This is a genomic window from Blautia acetica, from assembly GCF_038739805.1.
Taxonomy (GTDB): Bacteria; Bacillota; Clostridia; order Lachnospirales; family Lachnospiraceae; genus Blautia.
The window spans coordinates 145,034-166,009 of the sequence record NZ_JBBEWO010000002.1 but is presented as its reverse complement, the minus strand read 5'-3'; the positions used below and the strand labels follow the sequence as shown (position 1 = coordinate 166,009).

General features: G+C 43.7%; 26 protein-coding genes. 4 read left to right on the top strand and 22 right to left on the bottom strand.

Going from position 1 to position 20,976, the window contains the following annotated elements; translation table 11 throughout:
- Nucleotides 1–3: 3 nt before the first annotated feature.
- Genes WBS51_RS02150 through WBS51_RS02140 form a run of 3 tightly spaced genes read right to left on the bottom strand, consistent with a single transcriptional unit; the run spans nucleotide 4 to nucleotide 3,077 of the window.
- Complete coding sequence (locus tag WBS51_RS02150; RefSeq protein ID WP_173749129.1) at nucleotides 4–831, bottom strand: GTP pyrophosphokinase; 828 nt, start codon at nucleotides 829–831, stop codon at nucleotides 4–6.
- 52 nt (nucleotides 832–883) lie between these two features.
- Complete coding sequence (locus tag WBS51_RS02145; protein WP_173749130.1) at nucleotides 884–1,594, bottom strand: M23 family metallopeptidase; 711 nt, start codon at nucleotides 1,592–1,594, stop codon at nucleotides 884–886.
- Between the two features lie 31 nt (nucleotides 1,595–1,625).
- Entirely contained in the window at nucleotides 1,626–3,077 is a 1,452-nt protein-coding gene (locus WBS51_RS02140; RefSeq protein WP_173749131.1) for an aminoacyl-histidine dipeptidase, read from the bottom strand.
- Between the two features lie 146 nt (nucleotides 3,078–3,223).
- Between WBS51_RS02140 and WBS51_RS02135 the strand changes: the two genes are divergently transcribed.
- A complete protein-coding gene (locus tag WBS51_RS02135; RefSeq protein ID WP_173749132.1) occupies nucleotides 3,224–4,192 on the top strand; it encodes a sporulation protein in 969 nt (322 codons plus the stop codon).
- On the opposite strand, the gene WBS51_RS02130 is transcribed toward WBS51_RS02135, so the two are convergent.
- Genes WBS51_RS02130 through WBS51_RS02115 form a run of 4 tightly spaced genes read right to left on the bottom strand, consistent with a single transcriptional unit; the run spans nucleotide 4,163 to nucleotide 6,326 of the window.
- A complete protein-coding gene (locus tag WBS51_RS02130) occupies nucleotides 4,163–4,825 on the bottom strand; it encodes an ATPase (RefSeq protein WP_173749133.1) in 663 nt (220 codons plus the stop codon). The two genes, WBS51_RS02135 and WBS51_RS02130, sit on opposite strands and share 30 nt — an antisense overlap.
- 23 nt (nucleotides 4,826–4,848) lie before the next feature.
- Nucleotides 4,849–5,349 (bottom strand): pantetheine-phosphate adenylyltransferase, encoded by a 501-nt coding sequence (coaD, locus tag WBS51_RS02125; RefSeq protein ID WP_173749134.1) that lies wholly within the window; start codon nucleotides 5,347–5,349, stop codon nucleotides 4,849–4,851.
- Nucleotides 5,346–5,903 (bottom strand): 16S rRNA (guanine(966)-N(2))-methyltransferase RsmD, encoded by a 558-nt coding sequence (gene rsmD, locus WBS51_RS02120; protein WP_173749135.1) that lies wholly within the window; start codon nucleotides 5,901–5,903, stop codon nucleotides 5,346–5,348. The genes coaD and rsmD overlap by 4 nt, the downstream gene beginning before the upstream one ends.
- A gap of 30 nt (nucleotides 5,904–5,933) precedes the next feature.
- Nucleotides 5,934–6,326 carry a methylglyoxal synthase gene (locus tag WBS51_RS02115; protein WP_173749136.1) on the bottom strand — a complete coding sequence of 131 codons (393 nt, stop codon included), beginning with the start codon at nucleotides 6,324–6,326 and terminating at the stop codon, nucleotides 5,934–5,936.
- Between the two features lie 304 nt (nucleotides 6,327–6,630).
- On the opposite strand from WBS51_RS02115, the gene WBS51_RS02110 reads away from it, so the two are divergent.
- Together WBS51_RS02110 and cptIN are read left to right on the top strand one after the other, a co-directional pair.
- Nucleotides 6,631–6,861 (top strand): alpha/beta-type small acid-soluble spore protein, encoded by a 231-nt coding sequence (locus WBS51_RS02110; RefSeq protein WP_173749137.1) that lies wholly within the window; start codon nucleotides 6,631–6,633, stop codon nucleotides 6,859–6,861.
- Nucleotides 6,862–7,157: 296 nt separating this feature from the next.
- Entirely contained in the window at nucleotides 7,158–7,730 is a 573-nt protein-coding gene (gene cptIN / locus WBS51_RS02105; protein WP_173749138.1) for a type III toxin-antitoxin system CptIN family toxin, read from the top strand.
- On the opposite strand, the gene WBS51_RS02100 is transcribed toward cptIN, so the two are convergent.
- From WBS51_RS02100 to WBS51_RS02070, 8 genes are all read right to left on the bottom strand, one after another.
- The gene (locus tag WBS51_RS02100) at nucleotides 7,725–8,132 is read right to left on the bottom strand and encodes a DUF6465 family protein (RefSeq protein WP_173749139.1); all 408 of its coding nucleotides are present in this window, start codon (nucleotides 8,130–8,132) and stop codon (nucleotides 7,725–7,727) included. The genes cptIN and WBS51_RS02100 overlap by 6 nt on opposite strands.
- 135 nt (nucleotides 8,133–8,267) lie before the next feature.
- Entirely contained in the window at nucleotides 8,268–8,642 is a 375-nt protein-coding gene (locus WBS51_RS15215; protein ID WP_330606095.1) for a GTP pyrophosphokinase, read from the bottom strand.
- A gap of 26 nt (nucleotides 8,643–8,668) precedes the next feature.
- Nucleotides 8,669–8,854 carry a hypothetical protein gene (locus WBS51_RS15210; protein ID WP_330489615.1) on the bottom strand — a complete coding sequence of 62 codons (186 nt, stop codon included), beginning with the start codon at nucleotides 8,852–8,854 and terminating at the stop codon, nucleotides 8,669–8,671.
- A 74-nt stretch (nucleotides 8,855–8,928) separates the two neighbouring features.
- Nucleotides 8,929–9,465, bottom strand: coding sequence for a diguanylate cyclase (locus tag WBS51_RS02090; protein ID WP_342694039.1), 537 nt, complete (start codon nucleotides 9,463–9,465; stop codon nucleotides 8,929–8,931).
- Between the two features lie 108 nt (nucleotides 9,466–9,573).
- Nucleotides 9,574–10,878: a tetratricopeptide repeat protein gene (locus WBS51_RS02085; RefSeq protein WP_291683475.1), complete on the bottom strand. Its 1,305-nt coding sequence runs from the start codon at nucleotides 10,876–10,878 to the stop codon at nucleotides 9,574–9,576.
- Between the two features lie 49 nt (nucleotides 10,879–10,927).
- Complete coding sequence (gene recG / locus WBS51_RS02080; protein WP_294461584.1) at nucleotides 10,928–12,985, bottom strand: ATP-dependent DNA helicase RecG; 2,058 nt, start codon at nucleotides 12,983–12,985, stop codon at nucleotides 10,928–10,930.
- Nucleotides 12,986–13,125: 140 nt separating this feature from the next.
- On the bottom strand, nucleotides 13,126–14,775 hold the full coding sequence (locus WBS51_RS02075; protein WP_294461587.1) for a DAK2 domain-containing protein: 1,650 nt from the start codon (nucleotides 14,773–14,775) through the stop codon (nucleotides 13,126–13,128).
- A gap of 17 nt (nucleotides 14,776–14,792) precedes the next feature.
- Nucleotides 14,793–15,149: an Asp23/Gls24 family envelope stress response protein gene (locus WBS51_RS02070; RefSeq protein ID WP_291683472.1), complete on the bottom strand. Its 357-nt coding sequence runs from the start codon at nucleotides 15,147–15,149 to the stop codon at nucleotides 14,793–14,795.
- A 175-nt stretch (nucleotides 15,150–15,324) separates the two neighbouring features.
- Between WBS51_RS02070 and rpmB the strand changes: the two genes are divergently transcribed.
- On the top strand, nucleotides 15,325–15,513 hold the full coding sequence (rpmB, locus tag WBS51_RS02065; RefSeq protein WP_173749145.1) for a 50S ribosomal protein L28: 189 nt from the start codon (nucleotides 15,325–15,327) through the stop codon (nucleotides 15,511–15,513).
- Nucleotides 15,514–15,571: 58 nt separating this feature from the next.
- Here rpmB and WBS51_RS02060 read toward each other — a convergent pair whose 3' ends face one another.
- From WBS51_RS02060 to WBS51_RS02030, 7 genes are all read right to left on the bottom strand, one after another.
- Nucleotides 15,572–15,718 carry a hypothetical protein gene (locus WBS51_RS02060; RefSeq protein WP_173749146.1) on the bottom strand — a complete coding sequence of 49 codons (147 nt, stop codon included), beginning with the start codon at nucleotides 15,716–15,718 and terminating at the stop codon, nucleotides 15,572–15,574.
- 53 nt (nucleotides 15,719–15,771) lie between these two features.
- Nucleotides 15,772–16,194 (bottom strand): GerW family sporulation protein, encoded by a 423-nt coding sequence (locus tag WBS51_RS02055; protein ID WP_173749147.1) that lies wholly within the window; start codon nucleotides 16,192–16,194, stop codon nucleotides 15,772–15,774.
- Nucleotides 16,195–16,207: 13 nt separating this feature from the next.
- Nucleotides 16,208–17,086: a DUF2953 domain-containing protein gene (locus WBS51_RS02050; protein ID WP_294461593.1), complete on the bottom strand. Its 879-nt coding sequence runs from the start codon at nucleotides 17,084–17,086 to the stop codon at nucleotides 16,208–16,210.
- Between the two features lie 4 nt (nucleotides 17,087–17,090).
- The gene (locus WBS51_RS02045) at nucleotides 17,091–17,426 is read right to left on the bottom strand and encodes a hypothetical protein (protein ID WP_173749148.1); all 336 of its coding nucleotides are present in this window, start codon (nucleotides 17,424–17,426) and stop codon (nucleotides 17,091–17,093) included.
- On the bottom strand, nucleotides 17,420–18,940 hold the full coding sequence (gene pap / locus WBS51_RS02040) for a polyphosphate:AMP phosphotransferase (RefSeq protein WP_173749149.1): 1,521 nt from the start codon (nucleotides 18,938–18,940) through the stop codon (nucleotides 17,420–17,422). The genes WBS51_RS02045 and pap overlap by 7 nt, the downstream gene beginning before the upstream one ends.
- Nucleotides 18,941–19,026: 86 nt before the next feature.
- The gene (locus WBS51_RS02035; RefSeq protein ID WP_173749150.1) at nucleotides 19,027–19,479 is read right to left on the bottom strand and encodes an NUDIX hydrolase; all 453 of its coding nucleotides are present in this window, start codon (nucleotides 19,477–19,479) and stop codon (nucleotides 19,027–19,029) included.
- 145 nt (nucleotides 19,480–19,624) lie between these two features.
- The gene (locus WBS51_RS02030) at nucleotides 19,625–20,962 is read right to left on the bottom strand and encodes a peptidoglycan D,D-transpeptidase FtsI family protein (protein ID WP_226853570.1); all 1,338 of its coding nucleotides are present in this window, start codon (nucleotides 20,960–20,962) and stop codon (nucleotides 19,625–19,627) included.
- Nucleotides 20,963–20,976: the final 14 nt, after the last annotated feature.

Here is a 20,976-nt window from a genome sequence, read left to right as displayed (position 1 = left end):
ATTTTATTGCATTTCCTCTATTTCCTCGTATGTAAGCGCCTGAGCCCGGTACCCTTCCGCCAGAATATCCAGCTCCCTGTGGAACCGCTCCAGCTGCTCCAGCTCTCCGTTTTTGTAAATCCGGTAAAATTCATCCTGTATTTTCGCCACTTCCCGCTGATTCGAATAGTGGTACAGATTTTCTATGTTATTCAGAATATCCGCCACCAGATTGGACTGGTGCAGCATGGAATTCTGGGCGTCCATAACCTCGTTTCGCACGGAAGACATTTCCGCATCCAGCTGCAGAATGGAATCTGCAGCCCGGCTCAGCCTCTTCGCCAGATGAGGCGGCATATTGCCCTTGTATTTGTACTGCAAAGAGTGCTCAATGGTGGCCCAGAAATTCATGGCCAGTGTTCTTATCTGGATTTCTGCCCGGATTTCCTTACGTCCGTTTAAAGTTTCTGTGGCGTAGAGGATAATCATATGGTAACTGCGATAGCCGCTTTCTTTCATGTGAGTCACATAATCTTTTTCCTCCAGCACCTGCATATCACTGCGCCTGCGGATTAATTCAGCTACCTTCTCAATATCCTCATAAAACTGGCAGATAATACGGACGCCTGCAATATCCTCCACCTTTTCCTCCAATTCATCCCAGGAAATGTTTTTTTTCTGCATTTTCTCCAGAATGCTGTTAATGGACTTTACCCGTCCGGTCACCTGCTCAATAGGGGAATACAGGTCTTTTTCTTTGTGTTCTTTTTTCAGCTGATTAAATTTCATGACCAGTTCCTTCACTGCAAGCTCATAAGGAATCAGCAGTTCGCGCCATAAACGTATTTCCATAAAACATTACTCCTTAACTATATCCATAAAGTATAGCATATTTTTTTTCTTTTTAATAGAAAAAATTTTTCTGCCTTTTCTGTAAAAACTGCAGCACCGGATATGGATTCAACGCATGGTCTTCCTCTGTCTGTGTCCGCACATAAATACCCAGGTGCAAATGCGGTACAAATTTTCCTGCAGTTCCTTCTTCCCCGTATCCCGTATCACCCAGAAACCCCAGGACTTCTCCCGCCTTTATCTGCTCCCCTGTCTGAAATTCCCGCGCATAAGAAGACAGATGAGCGTAGTAGAAATAACCGCCTCCGGGACTTCGGATGCCGATTCTGTATCCGCCCAGAGGCAACCATCCCACCTTTTCCACGATTCCGTCAGTCATACTGAGAATGGGATAATATCCGCTTTTTTCCTCTCTGCCGAAAATATCACAGCCTTCGTGCAGCCGTTCTCCCTGAAATGTCCGCCTGGCATGCCAGGAATTTTCAAAGAAAAACTGCTGTCCCTGCACCTCTTTTCGCCCGGCTGCGGGAAAATACTGCAAATCTTCCCAGAAAATACCATAGAGCCTGATTTCTTCTGCCGGAATTTCCAGCCGCTCCAACATTCTCGTAGGAATCCCTCTGTCTCTCAAATCCTGCAAAGACGTTTTTTCTCTCAGATGCCCTGCCGTCTGCGTGTCCAGAAACAAAAGCAGGCACAGCCCCAGCAGCCATTTTCGCACAAAAATTCCTCCGTCTGCCCACAGTTTTACCTTACATATCATTCTATGTGCCTACGGAGGAATTTATGACTTTTTAAGCCCTTATTCTTTTTAATACTTCCAGAAGATACTTCCAGACCCTTTCCACTGAGGAAATGGACAGCTTCTCTTCTGTGGTGTGAATGTTCTGCATATCAGGTCCCAAAGACACGCAGTCCAGACCCGGAATTTTTTCATAAAAGAGACCACACTCTAAGCCTGCATGAATAACCTTGACCTCCGGCTCTTTTCCATACATTTCCCTGAATACCTCTGTCATAACAGGACGCAGGCTGGAATCCTGACGGTATTCCCAGGCCGGATAATCTCCTTCGATATCAAAGCTGCCGCCCAGAAATTCTGTAAGATATGCAATTTTATCTGCCAGAGCCTGTTTTGCGCTTCCCACGGAGCTGCGCACACTGGCAGTTCCGCACAACGCTTCCGGTGTCAGACTGGTGATTCCCAAATTACAGGAGGTTTCTACCAAATCCTCGATAAAACCGCACATTTTCTGGATACCGTTTGGATAATGCAGCAGAAAGAACAGCACCTTTTCCTGACTCACCGGGTGCAGAACCGGCTCTGTGCCTTCACCCAGAGCTTCCACGGTTACCGTAATACCTTCGTCACTTCCGGTGTATTCTCTGCGGAGTGTTTCCGTAAAGGTTTCCGCATAAGCACCCAGCGCTTTTCCGTCTTCTGCATCCGCCAATACCAGCGCCTCTGCCTTCCGGGGAATAGCATTGTCTTTCTGTCCGCCTGTAAGTTCCGCCAGGGCATACTCTGCCCCGCCTTCTGCCTCATGAAGAAATCTGGCCAGAAGAATGGTTGCATTTGCCCGGTTTTTATCAATTTCCGCACCGGAGTGCCCGCCTTTTAAACCGGATACGGTAACCTTCCACTTCTCATTTGTATACTCCTGATACCGTACGGGAAGTTTGGATACTGCTGTCATGCCGCCTGCACAGCCGGCCCACAGATATCCTTCCTCCTCCGAATCCAGATTCAGCAGATACTTTGCCTTAAGAGGCGCAGTATCCAGCGCTGCCGCGCCTAAAAGTCCGATTTCCTCATCCACAGTAATCACTACTTCCAGAGCCGGGTGCTGCAGTGTGTCATCCTCTAAAATTGCCAGGACATAGGCCACGGCAATACCATCATCCCCTCCTAAAGTAGTATCTTTGGCATAGATAAAATCGCCGTCAATTCCCAGCCGCAGCGCATCTTTGGCAAAATCATGACTGCTTTCCAGTTTTTTCTCACATACCATGTCCATATGTCCCTGCAGCATAACCACAGGCGCTTTTTCATAACCTTCTGACGCGTCCTTAAAAATTACCACATTGTTGCTTTCGTCCTGTATATAGCGAAGTCCCCGCTTTTTCGCAAATTCCACCAGATAATCACTGATTTCCTTTGTATTTCCCGAACCATGAGGAATTTTTGTCAGTTCCTCAAAATAATAAAAAACTCTCTTTGGCTCTAAATTTTCTAAAACTGCCATTTCTGTTACCTCCTGCTGTTTTTCTATGATTCATTTTTACACATTCTGGGACAAATAGCAAGTCCCATTCCCATTTCGGACATAGCCGGATTTTCTGGTTCATATAGTAAGACAAAGAAGCATCCCAACTTTTTCGGGGGATTTTTATGAAACGTGCCTTTTCTTTTCTTCCTTTTATTCTTTTTTTCTGTCTGCTCCTGTTCTTTCCCAGGCAGTCCCTTCTGGGGGCAAAGACCGGGCTGATGTTGTGGTTCTTCACACTCCTGCCCTCCATGCTGCCCTTTCTTATCCTGTCCTCTCTGTTTGTGCACCTGGAGGTTTTGGAGAAACTCTTTGGCCGGGGCGCTTCTTTCTGGCGCAGGGCATTCGGACTTTCTCCCCAGGGAACTTACGCCCTCTTTATGGGGATTTTCTGCGGTTATCCCATGGGAGCCAAAGTCACGGCTGATTTGTACCGAGGCCAGCGTATTACCAGACAGGAGGCTGATTATCTGCTGACCTTTTCCTGTCATCCGGGCCCCTCCTTTCTCTCTGCCTATCTCTGTGTGGAAATTCTCGGAAGGGAAGACGTGACCGGATGGACTTATCTGGTGATTTACCTGTCCTCTTTTCTGTGTTCCCTGATGTTTCGCCCTTCCCGCAGGCGACAGTCTGTACCGGAAACCCCGGCTGTTTCTGCACCTTTCCGGGAAAACTTAAAAAAAGAGACATCCGCCTCCCTGTCTCTGGGAGAAGCCCTGGATGCCTCTATCTTAAATGCATTCCTATCCATCACCAAGCTGGGAGGATATATGATTTTGTTTTCAGTTTTACAAAGTTTCCTGAAGACATGGCTTCCAGCAGTTCCCTGTATCCGTTATCCGGTACTGGGACTTATGGAAATCACCACCGGGCTTTCTGCTCTTTCCCAAAGCCGGCTGCCCTTTTCCCTGCTCTACATTCTCACCGTATCCTTTACTTCATTTGGCGGTCTATGCGTAGCAGCCCAGACAAAATCCATGCTGGCCGATACAGATTTGTCTCTTATCCCTTATCTGAAAGGAAAGCTTTGCTGTCTTACCATTACTCTGGCTCTGACCTTTTTCTTAGTCGAAGTCGTCAAAGTCATCGTCTAAATCATCATCGTAATCATCCGGTTCATAGGAATCCGCCTGTGCAGGGGACGGTGCTGCAGCCTCTTCCTGTACAGGCGCACTGCCGCCCTGTGTAAGCTGCGGAGAAAGCTCTGCACGGTTCTGTTTGATAACATCTACAGAAGCCTGCAGGGTACGGACAAATTCATTGTACTTAGCAGCCGCATCCTCTAACATAGAAGAAGCAATCTGTCCCATATTTGCCATCATTTCATCCGTATAGGAAACTGCGCTGAGACGCAGATTGTTTGCGTCATTGGTTGCTGCATCAATGATAGCCTGTGCCTGCTGGTTTGCACTGTTTACAGTCTCATTGGCCTGTGCATACGCCTGCTGCATGACTTCAGATTCTTTTACCATTTCCTGTACCTGTTTCTTGGTATCTTCAATGATATTATCTGCCTTTGCCTGGGCGTCCTGCAGAATTGCATCCTTGTTGCTGATGATTTTCTGGTATCGTTTAATTTCATCAGGAGTTTTCAGACGCAGTTCTCTTAAAAGTTCTTCGATTTCTTCTTTATTCACAATGATTTTCGTTGTGGATAAAGGCTGATATTTACAACTCTCTACATATTCTTCAATTTCTTCAATAATCTGTTCAATTCTGCTGCTCATTTCTTAATTCTCCTTATCGTATCTCATTCTGTTTTTTCCGAATGTCTGTTTCTGTATTTTTCTTCCACCCTCTGCACCACATATTCCGGCACAAATTTGGAAATATCCGCCCCAAAAGAAGCTGCTTCCTTTACCGTGGTGGAACTTAAATAGGCATACTGGAGACTGGTAGTCAAAAACATGGTGTCGATATCCATTGCCAGTACCCGGTTTGTCTGCGCCATCTGCAGTTCATATTCAAAATCTGTAATTGCCCGCAGACCGCGGATAATAACCTTTGCTTCGCAGCTCCGTGCAAAATTCACGGACAAACCGTCGAAAGACTGCACCTTTACATTTGGTATGTCTTTTGTTATATACTCTAATATATTAACACGTTCCGCAACAGAAAACAACGGACTTTTTGCAGAATTATTCAAAACTGCCACAATTACCTCGTCGAAAAGCTCTGCCGCCCTTTTTATAATATCTAAATGTCCATAGGTCGCCGGGTCAAAGCTTCCCGGATAAATTGCTCTTGTCATTTTGGTGCCTTTCTTATGAAAACATGCTGATTTGTCTTATACTGTTTCACTTTTTCCGTGAAAAATCCGTACTCTTCCAGATAATCGAATTTTGTAGAAAGAGAAGCTTCCACAATAATCCGTGTGTTCTCATCCACACAGGCTGCCCCGCGCAGCTGCTCCAGTACCTGCTTCTCCAGTTCCCTGTCATAAGGAGGGTCCATAAAAATACAGTCAAAAGGCTCTGCCTCCTGCAGAGAAGACAGAACACCAAAAACGTCCTGGCTGTATACCTGGGCTTTGGACGCAAGTCTGGTAAATTTCAGATTCTCCTCTATAACAGCGGCTGCTCTTCTGTTTTTTTCAATAAAGGCACAAAAGTCTGCCCCTCTGCTTAAAGCTTCAATCCCAATGCCCCCGCTGCCTGCAAAAATATCCAGAAATCTGCACTGGCAAAGATAGGGCTGCAGCATATTAAACAGCGTCTCTTTAATACGGTCTGTGGTGGGGCGGGTCTCCAGCCCCGGAATGGTTTTAAGCGGCATACTTTTTGCACTGCCTGCAATTACTCTCATATCTTCTGTCCTTTTTTCAAAGTATCACATTTAACGATTCAGGCGATAATCCAAATCGCCCTGGTCCAGTCCCAGAATCAGGGACTCTGCGGTTGCAATATTGGTCGCAATGGGAATGTTGTACTGGTCGCAGCATCTGGAAATCTGATACACGTCCGGCTCTTTTGCATCTATCATAGCCGGATTGTAGAAAAAGATTACCATATCAATATCGCCGCGCTCAATCATTTCCGTAAACTGCTTATCTCCGCCCATGCTTCCCGGAAGGAATTTGTGAACCCGAAGATTTGCAGCTTCTTCGATACGCCTTCCTGTGGTTCCCGTAGCATAGATTTCATGTTTTGCCAGTATATTTTTATAGGCAATACAAAAATCCTCAATCAGGGCTTTCTTACTGTTATGTGCTATAATTCCAACGTTCATCTACATCAATCCTTATTTTTTATAATAGCAACAATGCCGGGTTCTGTACCACCTGGTATTGTAGTCCAGAGTCATTATAGCAAAAACACCAAGTTTTTGCAATTATTTTTTGTCCATTTATACACTTTTTACAAAAAGTCTGATGCTTTCACCTCATAAATGCTCTGATTATGAAACTCGATTTCATATTGTAATACAATTCACAAAATTTGTCAAAACTTGAAAGAACTTCTAGGCTAAAATCTTTTCAAATTCACATAATAGCATTGTAACACAAAATCATATTTCAAAGGAGGAACAAAAAATGTCTAACAACAATTCTTCTTCAAACAGAGCAGCTGTACCAGAAGCAAAAGGAGCCTTAAACCGTTTTAAATATGAAGTAGCCAACGAATTAGGTGTACCTCTTACAGACGGATACAACGGAAACCTGACTTCCAAACAGAACGGTTCCGTAGGCGGTTATATGGTCAAAAAAATGATTGAAGCACAGGAAAGACAGATGAGCGGAAGCGGCTCTACACAGCAGTTCTAAAAGAACCATTCCTGCTTTCACGGAAAAGAGGGCTTTTTACAGGTCCTCTTTTCTTTGTGCAAATTTCCAATATTTTCCTCTGGACATTTCTTTTTCAGGGGTGTATGATAGGAAATACAAAAACATACGTTTCCCTTTCAAATGTCTGTTGCTTCCCGGTATGCAACGAAAAGATACCCGGGCTCAAATGTCCGTTGCTTCCTGGTATGCAACCCAAAGATAACCAGGCTCAAATACAGCCCCTTCTTAAAGCATATCCAAAATCATATCAGTCCAATCAAATCTTAGGAGAATCTATGACAAATCATCATTTTTATTTCATTTCAGACGAGTATTTTCAAAAATTTCACGACCGATACCTAATGCAAAACAAAGAATCCACAAAAGAAAAGAGCCACAACCGCCCCTGCTACTGTGCTTTTCAGGACAGACAGCACCCGGAGCTCTACTGGTTCATTCCTTTTTCTTCCCAGGTGTCCAAATTCCGAAAAGTATACAAAAGCAAACTGGCCCGGTACCAGCGGTGCAATACCATTGTATTCGGCCAGGTGCTGGGACATGAAAAGGCTTTCCTGATTCAAAATATGTGTCCGGTCACCAGACGCTACATCACCATGGAATACATGGATTCCGCCTCCCAAAACCCTGTACAGATTTCCCACAAAACCCAGCGGCAGCTTCTGAAATACGCCCGTGAAGTTATCGAACAACTTCGCCGGGGCAACACTTCTCTTATTTTTCCCGACGTACTCTCCATCGAAAAGCAGCTTCTGAAAGAAGTGCAGCAGGAAGTCCAGAAAAAAAGAACCTCTTTTACAACAAATCATAAAAGAAGTTCTCTCCCTGTTTCAAAAAAGCCTGTCTTATAAGTCTATTTTTCTTCCACCTTCTACGAATTCACCATTTACTACATAGTAAGCAGCGTTTTCTTCCGGTTTTACATAAATCTGTACGTCTTTAATGTCACTTTCTTTTTTACCTGTCTCTGCTACCCATGCTTTTCTCACATTTGCCTTGATGATTTCCGTATCCAGTTCTTTTCCCGCAAACTGTAAAAATACGCTTTCCTTTGCAGCAGCCGGTGTTGTCTTTGCAGTTCTCGTCTTTGTGGCAGTTGCTTTTTTTGCAGCCGCTTCCTTCTTTGCCGCCCCTCTTTTTACCGGCGCTTTCTTTGCAGCTGTTTCGATTTTTGTTTCTTCTGTCTTCGCTGGAGTCGTCTTTACAGCGGCAGCCTCTGCTGCAGCCTTTGTGGTTGTCTTTCTAACTGACATTTCTATCTCCTCCTTTGTCACTTGCAACTTTAAATGTCCTGTTTATGATACCTCTTTTGCTAAAAACTTTCAAGTTTTTTCATTGAAAAAGCAGTCAAGCCACCCTTCTACACCATAGTCTCCCATTTTTATGTTTTATAGTTTATTTCGAATCCCCTGCATTTTCAGGTCCAATTCCGCACTTTGATTTGCACAGTACAATAATTCCTCTGCCAACTCCCTCTGCAAGTCATCTGAAAGATTTTTCTTATATCTGATTTTATGCTCCAGACTTGCCCAAAAATCCATAGCGATTGTCCGAAGCTGTACTTCTACTTTCATATCCCGCTTCTCATCTTTAAGAAAAATCGGCACCGAAATAATTAAATGTAAAGAACGATATCCGTTTGGTTTCGGATTTTTAATATAGTCTTTCATTTCTATAAACGTAATGTCGTCCTGCTTGAGCAAACAATCTGCCAACATATAAATATCTTCACAAAACGAGCATATGACTCTTACTCCTGCAATGTCATTGATGTTTTCCTCAATCGCATCTATAGACAGCGGAATATTCTTATCCCTAATTTTGTCTCAACTTCCATAATCGCGCAGCGATAATACGCCATTATAGTGTCTCTTGGTTTCATATTTTTATGAATCAAATCCATAACTTCATCTGACATAAGATGTTTCATCGCAACTTGCGGTGCTCTGTTTTGTAGTATTTTCTTAATCTCCATATTGTAATTCTCCCACTCTCTTCAAACATTTTGAAGATGTTTGAATGGATACTTATAATGATTCAAAACTCTTTTTAGGCACATACGTAGCAATCTCTCCCTTTTCGTTTTGCCTGATATAATAGTTCATCTGCTTTTTCTATCAGTTCAAAGATATCTTCCCCATTATAATAAACCGCATATATTCCCATACTGACCGTCAAGCGGTCAGACACTTTCGACTTCTCATGAGAAATATGTTTATCTGCCAGATTCTTTCTGACTCGCTCTGCCATATCCTTGGCACAGTCTGCTGTTGTTTCCTGAAGTATCACAAGCATCTCTTCCCCGCCGTATCGTATCACCAAATCTTTTTTCCGAACAGATTCCGCCAGAATCTCTGCAAGTGCTTTAATCCCATTGTCTCCTTGCACATGTCCATAATAATCATTGTACTGTTTGAAATAATCAATATCCATCATAAGCAGGGGCAAGGGCTTGCCCGCCAGTTTCTTTTTATTTTTTCTCATGCACCTTGTCAAATACTCACGGTTATGCAATTTGCTCATAGGGTCGGTATAGCTCTTTTTTCGCCATTTTATCAGCCAAAATACAATATCCGCTAATATCATAATTCCTATGACGCTTATAACTGCAATGATGATTTTTCTGATTTGATGCTGTTCCGTCAAAGAATAATACTGATGAACTTTTTCCGAATATTCCATATAATCCGTACCTTACTGCTGATTTTTGAGTTCAATCACCTCCACATATTGTTCACGGGTTTCGATATATGCATTCATATTATTTTCCTGCATATAAATATCTGCCCTATCAGAATAAGCATTTTTTTCGAGTCCGAGCCCCGCATCTGCTGAACGTGTGACAATCTGCCGATATAACTCCAATGCTTCATCAAATTTTCCCTGTTCCTTATACAATCTTGCATAGGAATAATCTAAATACACATCCTTATTCAACGAATATTCCACATCATCTGTGTTCAGCAACTCCTTTGCAGCCTCCAGTTCATACTCTGCCTGTTCAAGATTGCCCTCATTCATATACAGCTGTGCTCTCAGATTTCCCCACAGAATTTGGATATCATCTTTCTGGGATTCCGGTATTTTAGGTATCAGTTCCTCCAATTCATCCAACACAGAAAGCACTTTTTTATGCTGTCCCAGTTCAAGATATGCGGCTCCTTCATTGACCAAAGCAAGACTGGCATCCGCCAACAAATCATCATCCTCTCTCTTTTGGAAAATCTCCAAAGACTGCTCATAATATTCGATTGCTGTTTGATACTGTTCCAACCCATAAGCATTGTCTCCAAGCACTGCCAAAAATTTTGACATATATTTGGAACGATTGGGAATCAGAGGAGAGGATTCCAATAACTCAAGTCCACGCCAACAATATTGTAAAGCAACAGAATAATCCCCGTCTATCGAATATAATTGTCCAATATTTCCATACAGCCTAACCTTGCTTTCCGCTTTCAGTCCCTTCACATTTGTCACATACTCTTCTAAAAGTCTGGCACCTTGCTTGTTATTCTCTTGGTTTTCCAAAAATATGGATGCAATCCTCCAGCATAAATCAACATTATTTCTATACTCTTTTGATTGCGCCATATAATTCAACGCTTTTTGACTGTTTTCTGCGAAATCTTCTGTTTCTCTTTCATCATATTGAAGCGATTCATTCAGTAGAACGTATGTATATATTTTGATAAAATCATCGTCTTGTTCTTGAATCCTTTCCGCTGCTGACATAAACTCTTTCGCCGCCGTTCCATAATCCCCCTGTGCATAAGCAGTTACTCCTGCCAAAAAATCATGCTGACTGTTTTCTTCTGAAGACTGAAGATATGTTTTTATCTCATTATATTGCTTTGTTTTTATTTCTTGCCCTTCTACCATAATCTTTGCATAAGCCAAAAGAGATTCTGTTTCACTCTCATGCTGTTTCCTGATAAGCAGAACAATTACCAACAACATTACTATTCCTACTATCAAAAATCTAATTTTCTTTACCATTCGTATCTCCTGGCAATTTTTCATTCATTTTGTATACTCCCTCCATTTGTCACAAGCCCGGTGTTTCTATTCGATTTTTCGTATAGGACTGCAGACAGTCCCTAAGACGGGCGTTCTGCGGAAGAGACAAATCCCTGTCCAGTGCCAGAATAGCACCTGCAGCTTCACTGGCCTCTTTCAAAATCTCTGCGTCCTGAAAGATGTCTGCAAGCCGGAATTCCAAAAGACCGCTTTGTCGTATTCCAAACAAGTCTCCCGGTCCTCTCAGCCTTAAATCTTCCCCTGCAATATAGAAGCCATCATTGGACTTTACCAGAATCTCCAATCGCTCCTTCGTCTCTGCGTCCTGTCCTCCCTGTACAAAAATACAGTAGGACTGGTGTTCGCCCCGCCCTACCCGGCCGCGGAGCTGATGAAGCTGTGCAAGCCCAAAGCGTTCTGCATTTTCCACCATCATCACAGTAGCATTGGGCACATTGACTCCTACTTCAATAACCGTGGTAGATACCAGCACCTGGATTTCATTGGCTGCAAACTGTTCCATGATTCTGTTTTTTTCTGCTGCTTTCATTCTCCCATGGAGATAAGCCACCTGAATATTTCCGGGAAGCGCTTCCTTTAATTTCTGGCTGTAATCCAGTACATTTTCCGCTTCCAGCCCCTCACTCTCTTCTACCATGGGACAGATAACATAGACCTGCCGCCCCTCCTGTACCTGTTTTTGAATAAAGCTGTATGCTTTTGGCCGATAGGATGTATCCACTACGCAGTTTTTAATGGGAAGTCTTTTTGCGGGAAGTTCGTCCATAACAGAGATATCCAGGTCTCCGTAAAGAATAATCGCCAACGTTCTGGGAATGGGCGTAGCACTCATAACCAGTACATGGGGCTTTGTTCCTTTTTTCGACAAATTCTCTCTCTGTCCGACCCCAAAACGGTGCTGTTCATCTGTAATTACAAGGGCCAGATTTTCATAAATAACCTTTTCCTGAATCAAAGCATGCGTTCCTACAACAAGACGTGCTGTTCCGGATACAATTTTTTCATATCGTTCCCTTTTTTCCCTGGCTGTATTAGAACCTGTAAGCAGCACAGCTTCAAAAGGCATCCCCTGCTTTTCCAGCAGTTTACACAACTCCTCATAATGCTGTCTGGCCAGCACTTCCGTAGGCACCATAAGCGCTGCCTGATACCCGTTTGCCGCTGTCAGTATCATAGAAAGAAACGCAATGATCGTCTTTCCGCTTCCCACGTCTCCCTGTACCAGTCTGGACATCCGTGTGTGTCCAGTCATATTGGTTTCAATCTCGTTCCAAACACGCTTCTGTGCATTGGTCAAAGGATATGGCAGATTTTCTATCACATTTTCAGTCTCCCACACTGGTTTCATGGCAAAGGCATTCCGGGAATCCATATTTTTTTCTTTCATCATGCGAACAGACAGAATAAAAAACAGAAATTCATCAAAAACCAGCCTTTTGCGCCCTATGACCAAATCTTTCTTATCTTTTGGAAAATGCGTATGGGACAAGGCATAATTGTATTCTGCCAGCTGATAATGATTCCTATATTCCTCCGGCAGATATTCTGCTGTAATTTCCCGGCTGTCCAGAATCTGATGCATGGTCTTGACCATGAGTTTGTTCGTCAGACCCTTTGTCAGACTGTATACCGGATACAGGGTATGAAGCATAGCCTCATAATCCTCTCTGCCAAAGATTTCCGGCTGTTCCATGGTGAGCCGCCCACCCTTTTTCACAACGATTCCACGAAAAATATAAAGTCCCCCTGACCGCAGAGTATTCCTAAGGAACGGCATATTATACCAGGTTAGTTGCAGACTGCTTCTCTCATCCCGCAGGGAAACCGTCACTACAGTTCTTTTTCCGGTATTGCTCATACCTACTCTTCCTGCAATCCGCCCCAGAACGGCTGTTTTCTTTCCCTCTTCTGCCTCTGATACAGATACCGGTTCTTTATATTCATCATAATCTCTGGGATAATACCGCAAAAAATCTCCCACTGTGACAATTCCCAGTTTTGTGAAAAGCTTTTCTGTTTTTTCCCCAATTCCTTTTATGCTTCGTATGCTGTCCTGCTCTCTCATATTCCTCTGCTCCTACTGCCTTTTCTCTCTCTGTTCTGTCCGGCTTTGTCTTGCCGTACAGGAAAAGGCTGCGGCACACACGGTATGAAACACACCGCTCTGTGCCGCAGCCCCGTTTTCTTACAGGGGTTTCCAAAAGTTTATTCCACGGAAAGAATATAGTAGTAAATTGGCTGTCCGCCGTTATGAATTTCAATATCAAAATCAGGATACTGCTCTTCCAGACGTTCTGCCAGATGTTCTGCATCTTCTTCGCTTACATCCTGTCCATAGTATACACTGATAATTTCTGAATCTTCATCTGTCATTTCCTGCAGGGCCGCTACAGTAATATCTTCAATACCGGTTCCCACTGCCAGAAGGCCATGATCGCCGATTCCCATAATATCCCCCTGACGGATTTCCTTGTCATCAATCTTTGTATCACGGACAGCATAAGTAATCTGACCAGTCTTTACATTTCCCACTGCTTCCATCATTTCCTCTGTATTCTGTTCTACCGTCTTATCCGGTACATAGGAAATCAAGGCGGTAATTCCCTGAGGAATGGTCTTGGTCGGAATGACAATGATATTTTTGTCCTCAGTCAAATCTCTGGCCTGATTTGCTGCCAGAATAATGTTCTTATTGTTTGGGAAAATGAAAATATTCTTTGCATTGACCCGTTCAATAGCCTGCAGCACGTCTTCGGTACTGGGGTTCATGGTCTGTCCGCCCTCAATCAGGTAATCCGCACCCAGTTCTTTAAAGATTTCTCCCATACCGGCTCCAACGGATACGGAAATAAAACCAACCTCTTTTTCCGGTTCTGCCGCCGCCTGCTGTGCAGCCATTTTTTCTGCTTCTTTGATAACCTTTTCGTGATGTTCCAGACGCATATTGTCAATCTTCATGTTGGATAACTGTCCATACGTCAGAGCCCGCTGGATTGCCTCACCAGGATCGTTGGTATGTACATGGACTTTGACAATCTCATCGTCCGCTACCACAACCAGAGAATCTCCAATAGACATCAGATATTCTTTAAACTCGTGCTCGTCTTTTTCCGTAAACTGCTTTTCCAGCATAATGATAAACTCTGTGCAGTATCCGAATTTGATATTGCTTTCTTCTGCAGAAACCGGCTTGCCTGACACGGCTGTTTTGGGTTTTTCAAAATTTAAGTCAATTTCTTTGCCCATATATCCGTCAAAAGCGCCCTTCAATACTTCCAAAAGACCCTGTCCGCCGGAATCCACTACGCCTGCTTCCTTCAGCACGGGAAGCATGTCCGGAGTTCTGGAAAGCACCAACTCTGCCTCTGCAATTACATCGGTAAAGAAGGTTTCCAGACTGTCACTTTCTCCGGCAATTTCCAGGGCTTTTTCTGCCGCCCCTCTTGCCACAGTCAGAATGGTTCCTTCTTTTGGCTTCATAACCGCTTTATACGCAGTCTCCACACCTTTTTCAAACGCTCTGGCAAAAATAACAGCGTCTACGGTATCGTAATGTTCGATGACTTTTGTAAATCCTCTTAAAAGCTGAGAAAGAATAACACCGGAGTTTCCTCTTGCACCTCTTAAAGAACCGGAAGAAATAGCCTTTGCCAAAGCTTTCATACTGGAATCAGACAGCGCGCTCACTTCGGAGGCTGCTGACATAATCGTCAGAGTCATATTGGTTCCGGTATCTCCATCAGGAACCGGAAAGACGTTCAATTCATTAATCCACTCTTTTTTCGCTTCCAGATTTTTGGCCCCGGAAAGGAACATTCTGCCAAGCATCTTCGCATCAACGGTATTGGTATTCAAAACAAGTTTCCTCCTTATTAATCAATTACTCTTACGCCTTCTACGAGGATATTGATTTTCTCTATAGTCAGGCCTGTAAATTCTTCTACTTTGTACTTCACGTTGCTGATTAAGTTGTCAGAAACGGCTGAAATACTAACTCCATAGGCAACAATCACATGAAAGTCCAGAGTAATTTTGTTATCGGCAATGGTGACATTGATTCCATGCTTCAGGCTGTCTCTTTTTAATAATTTTACAAGTCCGTCTTTCATGCTCACGGCAGCCATACCTACAATCCCAAAACATTCTACTGCTACACTGCCCGCATAAGTGGCAATCACATCGGTATCAATCGTAATTTTTCCTAATCCTGTATCAACAAATCCATTCATGCACGGATACCTCCATACTTTTTTATAATATGTATTCTACCATATCTTTTCCAAAAACGAAATAATAATTTAAATTTTTTATAATTTTACTTGCAAAAGTGTATATCATCTGCTAAAATAGTCAGTGTTGTGAGTTTGTTACACGGACTTATTATATATTTAAGGAGGTGCTACCATGGCAAAGTGCGCAATTTGTGAAAAAGGTGCTCATTTTGGAATCAGCGTGAGCCATTCTCATAGAAGGTCAAACAAAATGTGGAAATCCAACATCAAATCTGTAAAAGTTAAAACAGACAACGGAAACGCAAAGAAAATGTATGTTTGTACTTCCTGTTTAAGAAGTGGTAAAGTGGAAAGAGCTTAATACTGATTGACACATTGACAGACCTTGTCGAAAAGACAAGGTCTGTTTTTTGTTTGTTTTAAAAATGGCAGCTGCAGAACAGATTGTACCCTATCAGCAGGCACAAAGCTGCCACAACCACCATGAAGAGCGTCTTGGGAAAAATCAAAGCAATAAACAGTCCCATTCCGAATGCAAACAGAAACAATCCACATACACGGCTCATGCTCTGCTCTCCTTTGCCTTTTCCCTATTAGTATATGCAAAGCCGCTTCCTTTCTATTCTGTTTTCCCTGTTTCCTGGGCTTTGTCTTCTGTTTTTTCCTCTTTTTTTTCTTCGGTATGAATCACAACTTCAGATTCTTTCTTACCCTCTGTAAATTTATTCAGGAAATCCGGCACCATATCCAAAACCTTAGTAAGACCGTCCTGATTCTTGATATTCACCAGTTTTGTCACACCGCCGGAAATGACCAGCACCGCACTGGGAGAAATCTTTCCTCCCATAGCGCCGCCGCCGTTGTTTTTCTTTTCTTCGGCAAAAGCACCTGCCCCTACGCCAAAAGAAACATCCACCAAAGGCAGAATAATGGTATCTCCCACGGTAATCGCTTCTCCTACCACTGTTTTTGTAGTAATAAAGCTGTCCATTCCCTTAAACAAAGATTCTACTGTAGTCCGAAAATTATTCTCTGCAGCCATGTCTGCTTCCTCCTTAAAAATATGTTCTTATTTTTTTCACCAGATACCGGATATCCCGGCTCCAAAACAGGTTCCATGCCAGAAGCACAAAGTGAATTCCGTAAATCCACCCCTTAATACCGATTCTTCCCTGGAAAAGATTTCGGTCAAAATAAGGTTCTATGGTAAAGTGTTTCCCATAAAGAGGGTAAAATATGCCCGCCGCGCCCAAAAGTTCACCGGCCAGACACGGATCTTCCAGTCCAAATTTCACATGTCCCTCCACTTTGCCGGGACGTATGCGGCGAAGAAACTTCTTTACTTCTGCAAAAAGCAGTGACTTTCCATTTTGAAACTGTTCTGATTTCAAAAGTTTTTTGATGGATTCCATTTTAGCACAGATTTTCTTCCATGTTAACCGGAAATTTTTCAGTGCTTTGAAAAATCTGCTTGGCAGCTCCCACAATTTTTTCAGAAAGTTCCATGCTTTTTTTAACCATGACTCCCTTGGGGGAGTGTGCTTCTGCTTTTTTTGTTTGTTCTCCTCTGTTGTTTCCGGCTTAGGTTCTGTTTCCTGCACCTGTTCTTTTGATGCTTCTGCGAGAAAAGAAACAGTGTTTTTGCTGTTTTTCCTGCGCTCCCGTCTTTTTTCCAGGGGAATTCCAAACAGTCTCACCGTACATTGCATTTCCCCGGTGCTTCCGCTGTAGGTTCCCTTCACAGATACCAGATGAAAAAGCCAGGATATCTTTGCCGTTCCTCTGCATCCTGCCTCATCTTTTTCCCCTTGTATCCCATAGCCTACCGGACAGAACAGCAGAGAGAATATGAGCAGCAGAAGCAGTCCCAGAAGTATCAGCAGAAGGATACCCACTGCTTTTAAAATTCCCAGTAAGATATGTAGCACAATCATAATGTCACCTGCTGCTCTCCTCTCCAATCTGATGTTCCAGCCACTGCCGCACCTGGGCTGTACCGGTCTGTTCGTATGTTTTTCGCACCAGCATTTCTGTCATCTCCAGGGCTTCCCCATAACCTCGGCAGAGTCCTATAATCAAGGGACAATGTTTTCTTCTGGCTCTTTGCTTCAGTTCATTGGCCGAAAAAATATCCAGCTGGTTCCTTGGATTGGATGCCAGGGTAATGAGATAAACATCCACCACCCCTGCGCCCATACTGATTTTCCGTATCAGCTGTTTTTTCTTCTTTCTTGCATTATCACCAACATACAGTTTCTTATACCAATTCAACATAACGATTCCTTTTTTTCCTTTTTCAAACGCTCCTCTAAAGCCTCTGCCACGGTTTCCAGAACCTTGATTCTGGCATAGTATTTTTGATTTCCTTCCACAATTATCCATGGCGCCTGTGAGGTAGATGTACGGATAATCATTTCATTGACGGCCTCCTCATAGAGATCCCATTTTTCCCTGTTCCGCCAGTCTTCCTCCGTAATTTTCCACTGTTTCTTCGGATTTTCCATTCTGGCATCAAAGCGCCGCTTCTGTTCTTCCTTGTCAATCTGCAGCCAGAATTTCAGCACAATGGCACCCCCATGAACCAAAGACTCCTCCATTTCGTTGATTTCCCGGTAAGCCCTCTGCCATTCTTCTTTTGTACAAAAACCTTCAATTCGCTCTACCATAACTCTGCCGTACCAGGTTCTGTCAAAAATAGCAATATGTCCGGCTTTGGGCATATTTCTCCAAAATCGCCAGAGATAGTGATGGCTTTTCTCCAAATCACTGGGAGCAGCCGTAGGGTTCACCACATACCCTCGGGGGTCCATAGGTTCTGTCAGACGTTTAATGGCTCCGCCTTTCCCAGCCGCATCCCAACCTTCAAACCCCAGTACTACCGGAATCCTCCTGCGATAAATTTCACTGTGAAGAAGTTCTATGCGGCTCTGCAGTTTTTTCAATTTTTGTTTGTATTCCTTTTCTGTATAAGAAAGAGATAAATCCACCTTACTCAAAACCGAAGACACCAACGAACATTCCGGCAGCACACTTGGCGCTCCATCGTCTGTCTTTGTATTTTTTTCTTCTTCCTTTTTCTTAGCCCGCACCGCCTCTTCCAGACGGCGGATAACCTCTGTGTAAATCTTTACAGTAGCAAATCTCCGGTTCTCTGCCTCCACAATAACCCAGGGCGCACAGGCTGTTTCTGTCTTTTCCAGCATTTCTTCATTTATACTTTTATATCTGCGGTAATTCCTGTTTCTCTTTTCGTCCTGCCTGCTGACCTTCCAGGCGGTTTCTTTTGAACCCAGCATTTTATCAAACCGTTTTCTCTGCTCTTTCTGGCTGATATAGAGAAAAAACTTGATAAGCACATTGCCGTCGTCTGTCAGAGTTCGCTCAAAACTATTAATTTCCTCGCAGGTATGCAAAAACTCTTTTTCCGGAAAGTTTTTTTCAAACCGTTCTGTGGAAAGCCGCCTATACCAGCTGGTATCAAAAATAGCAATTCTTCCCTTCTCCGGAATCTTTGTCCAGAATCGCCAGAGAAAGGGGTGCAGTCTTTCCTCTTCGTTTGCCTCCTTAATGGCAAAAACCTGAAACCCTCTGGGGTCTAACGGGTGAATCAGATGATTAATCTGTACCCCTTTTCCAGAGGCATCCAGTCCTTCAAAAACAAGTATGACCGGAATCCCCAGGCTTCTGCACTCTCTCTGCAGGCCGGCCAGCCGCTCTTTTAGACTATCTATGCCTTCCTGATAAGCTTCCTTTGTCATTTTCTTTGTAAGGTCAATCTGTTCCAGCATATTTCTTCCTCCTTTTGCACCTTTGCCAAAAAGGCTGCCGCACGAAGCATGCACTCCCGAATGTGCCGCTCATGGGACAGCCCTGATTAGAAATACTTCCGATTTCCCCACAGATTTGCTTTTTTCAAATCCAGGTATTCACTATAAGCCTTTTCCAATATCTGCTTTTCATTTGAAAAACGTAAAAGATGGTAAGCTTCATGGAATTTGTAAAAACCGGAGTCCACAAAATACTCTTCCCTCTGAGGCCTGCTGTAATAGCTTCCGGCAGACATCAGATACCAGTAGACATCCTTTTCTACAGTATCCTCCGGTATGCAAAAACTATACTGACTTTTTCCTACATATTTAATAATATTGGCATTTACTCCGGCTTCTTCCCTGACTTCCCTCAGCGCCGTATCCTTATAGTCTTCGCCTTCCTCTACGGTTCCCTTGGGCAGTACCCAGCCTTCGTATTTATGCTTGTAGGACTTGTACAAGGTCAGTATTTTTCCTCGATATATTACCACCCCGCCACAGCTTGTTGCTTCAATCATTTTGCACAATCCTCCTGCTTAAAGCACCTACGGTGCCTGCGTTGTGTTTCTTTATTGGTAGTATACCTCTTTTTTCGGACAAGTGCAACAAATTTAACAAACTATAGCGGTAAAATTTGTGGACTTTGTTAAGTTTTCCCTGTTTTTAGCCATAATAGAAGGCATTAAAAATTTCATGAGCCACCGGAACTGCTACCGAGCTTCCGGTTCCTGCGCCTTCTGCAATGACAGCCACCACCAAATCCGGGTCTTCCACATTGGAAAATCCAATAAACCAGGAGTGAGTCTTAATGCTTCCGTCTGCACCGTAGTATTCCGCAGAACCTGTCTTTCCTGCCGCAGAATAACTCTCCCCGGAAAGCTGAGTTCCGGTTCCCCGGTTCACCACCTCTGCCATAAGGTTTTTCAGAGTAGCTGCTTCGCTTGCTGTCATCAGTTCCTTATAAACCGTTGGCTTTGTACTTTTTACCTTTGTGCCGTTAATTGTTTCCACCCGGTCAATGTAATACGGCTGCATCAGTTTTCCATCATTAGCTATTGCACTGGTAATCAGCGCCATATGCATAGGAGATACCAGGGTATTCCCCTGTCCGATGGAAGTCTGCATCAAAAGCGGATTGCCCGGTGTACTGCCCAGGTCGAATTTGCTCTTGGTATAATCAATGGGAATGGGCAATTTCTTATTAAACAGCAAATCTTCCGCCGTCTTCTGCAGATTGCTGCCTCCCAAATCCAATCCTATCTGGGTAAAAGCCGTATTGCAGGATTCTGCAAAAGCAGTTGTGAAGTCTTCACTGCCATGCACTTCCCCGCCAAAGCAGGGAATGGTATGGTTATCCACTGTAATACTGCCTGTGCAGTTATAGGAGAAATTGTCAATGGTTCCGTTTTTCCGCATATATGCCAATGCATCTACTACCTTAAAAATGGAGCCCGGCGGATATGCACCCTGCGTAGCCCGGTTCAAAAGACTGCTGTTGCTGGAATCGCTGACCAGATAGTCCCAGTCTGCGCTTAAAGTGTTGGGATTAAAGTCCGGTTTGCTCACAGAGGCCAGCACCGCCCCTGTTTTAGGATCCATAACCACAACTGCACCATTATATCCGCCCAGGGCATTGTAAGCCCTTTCCTGCAGCTTGGTATTCAGTGTAGTCACCACATTGTCCCCCGGATTCTTGTTTTCCAGAATCTCATTTTTCACCTGATCAATATAGTCACTGTGTGAAGTCATAAGAGAATAGTTAGCCAAAGCCTCCACACCATTCTTCCCATGACTGTCATATCCCACCACATGGGCAAACATATTTCCATACGGATAAACTCTCGTCTCGTTTCCCGCTTCATCTGTCTCTGTTCTGGCCAGTACCTGTCCGTCTGCGGAAAGAATACTTCCTCTTAAAATCCGCTCTTCCATCTGATTCTGGCGGGTATTATAAGGGCTGCTGATAACCGCCTCCCGCTTTGCCACATTAAAATAGACCATATAGCCAATCAGGG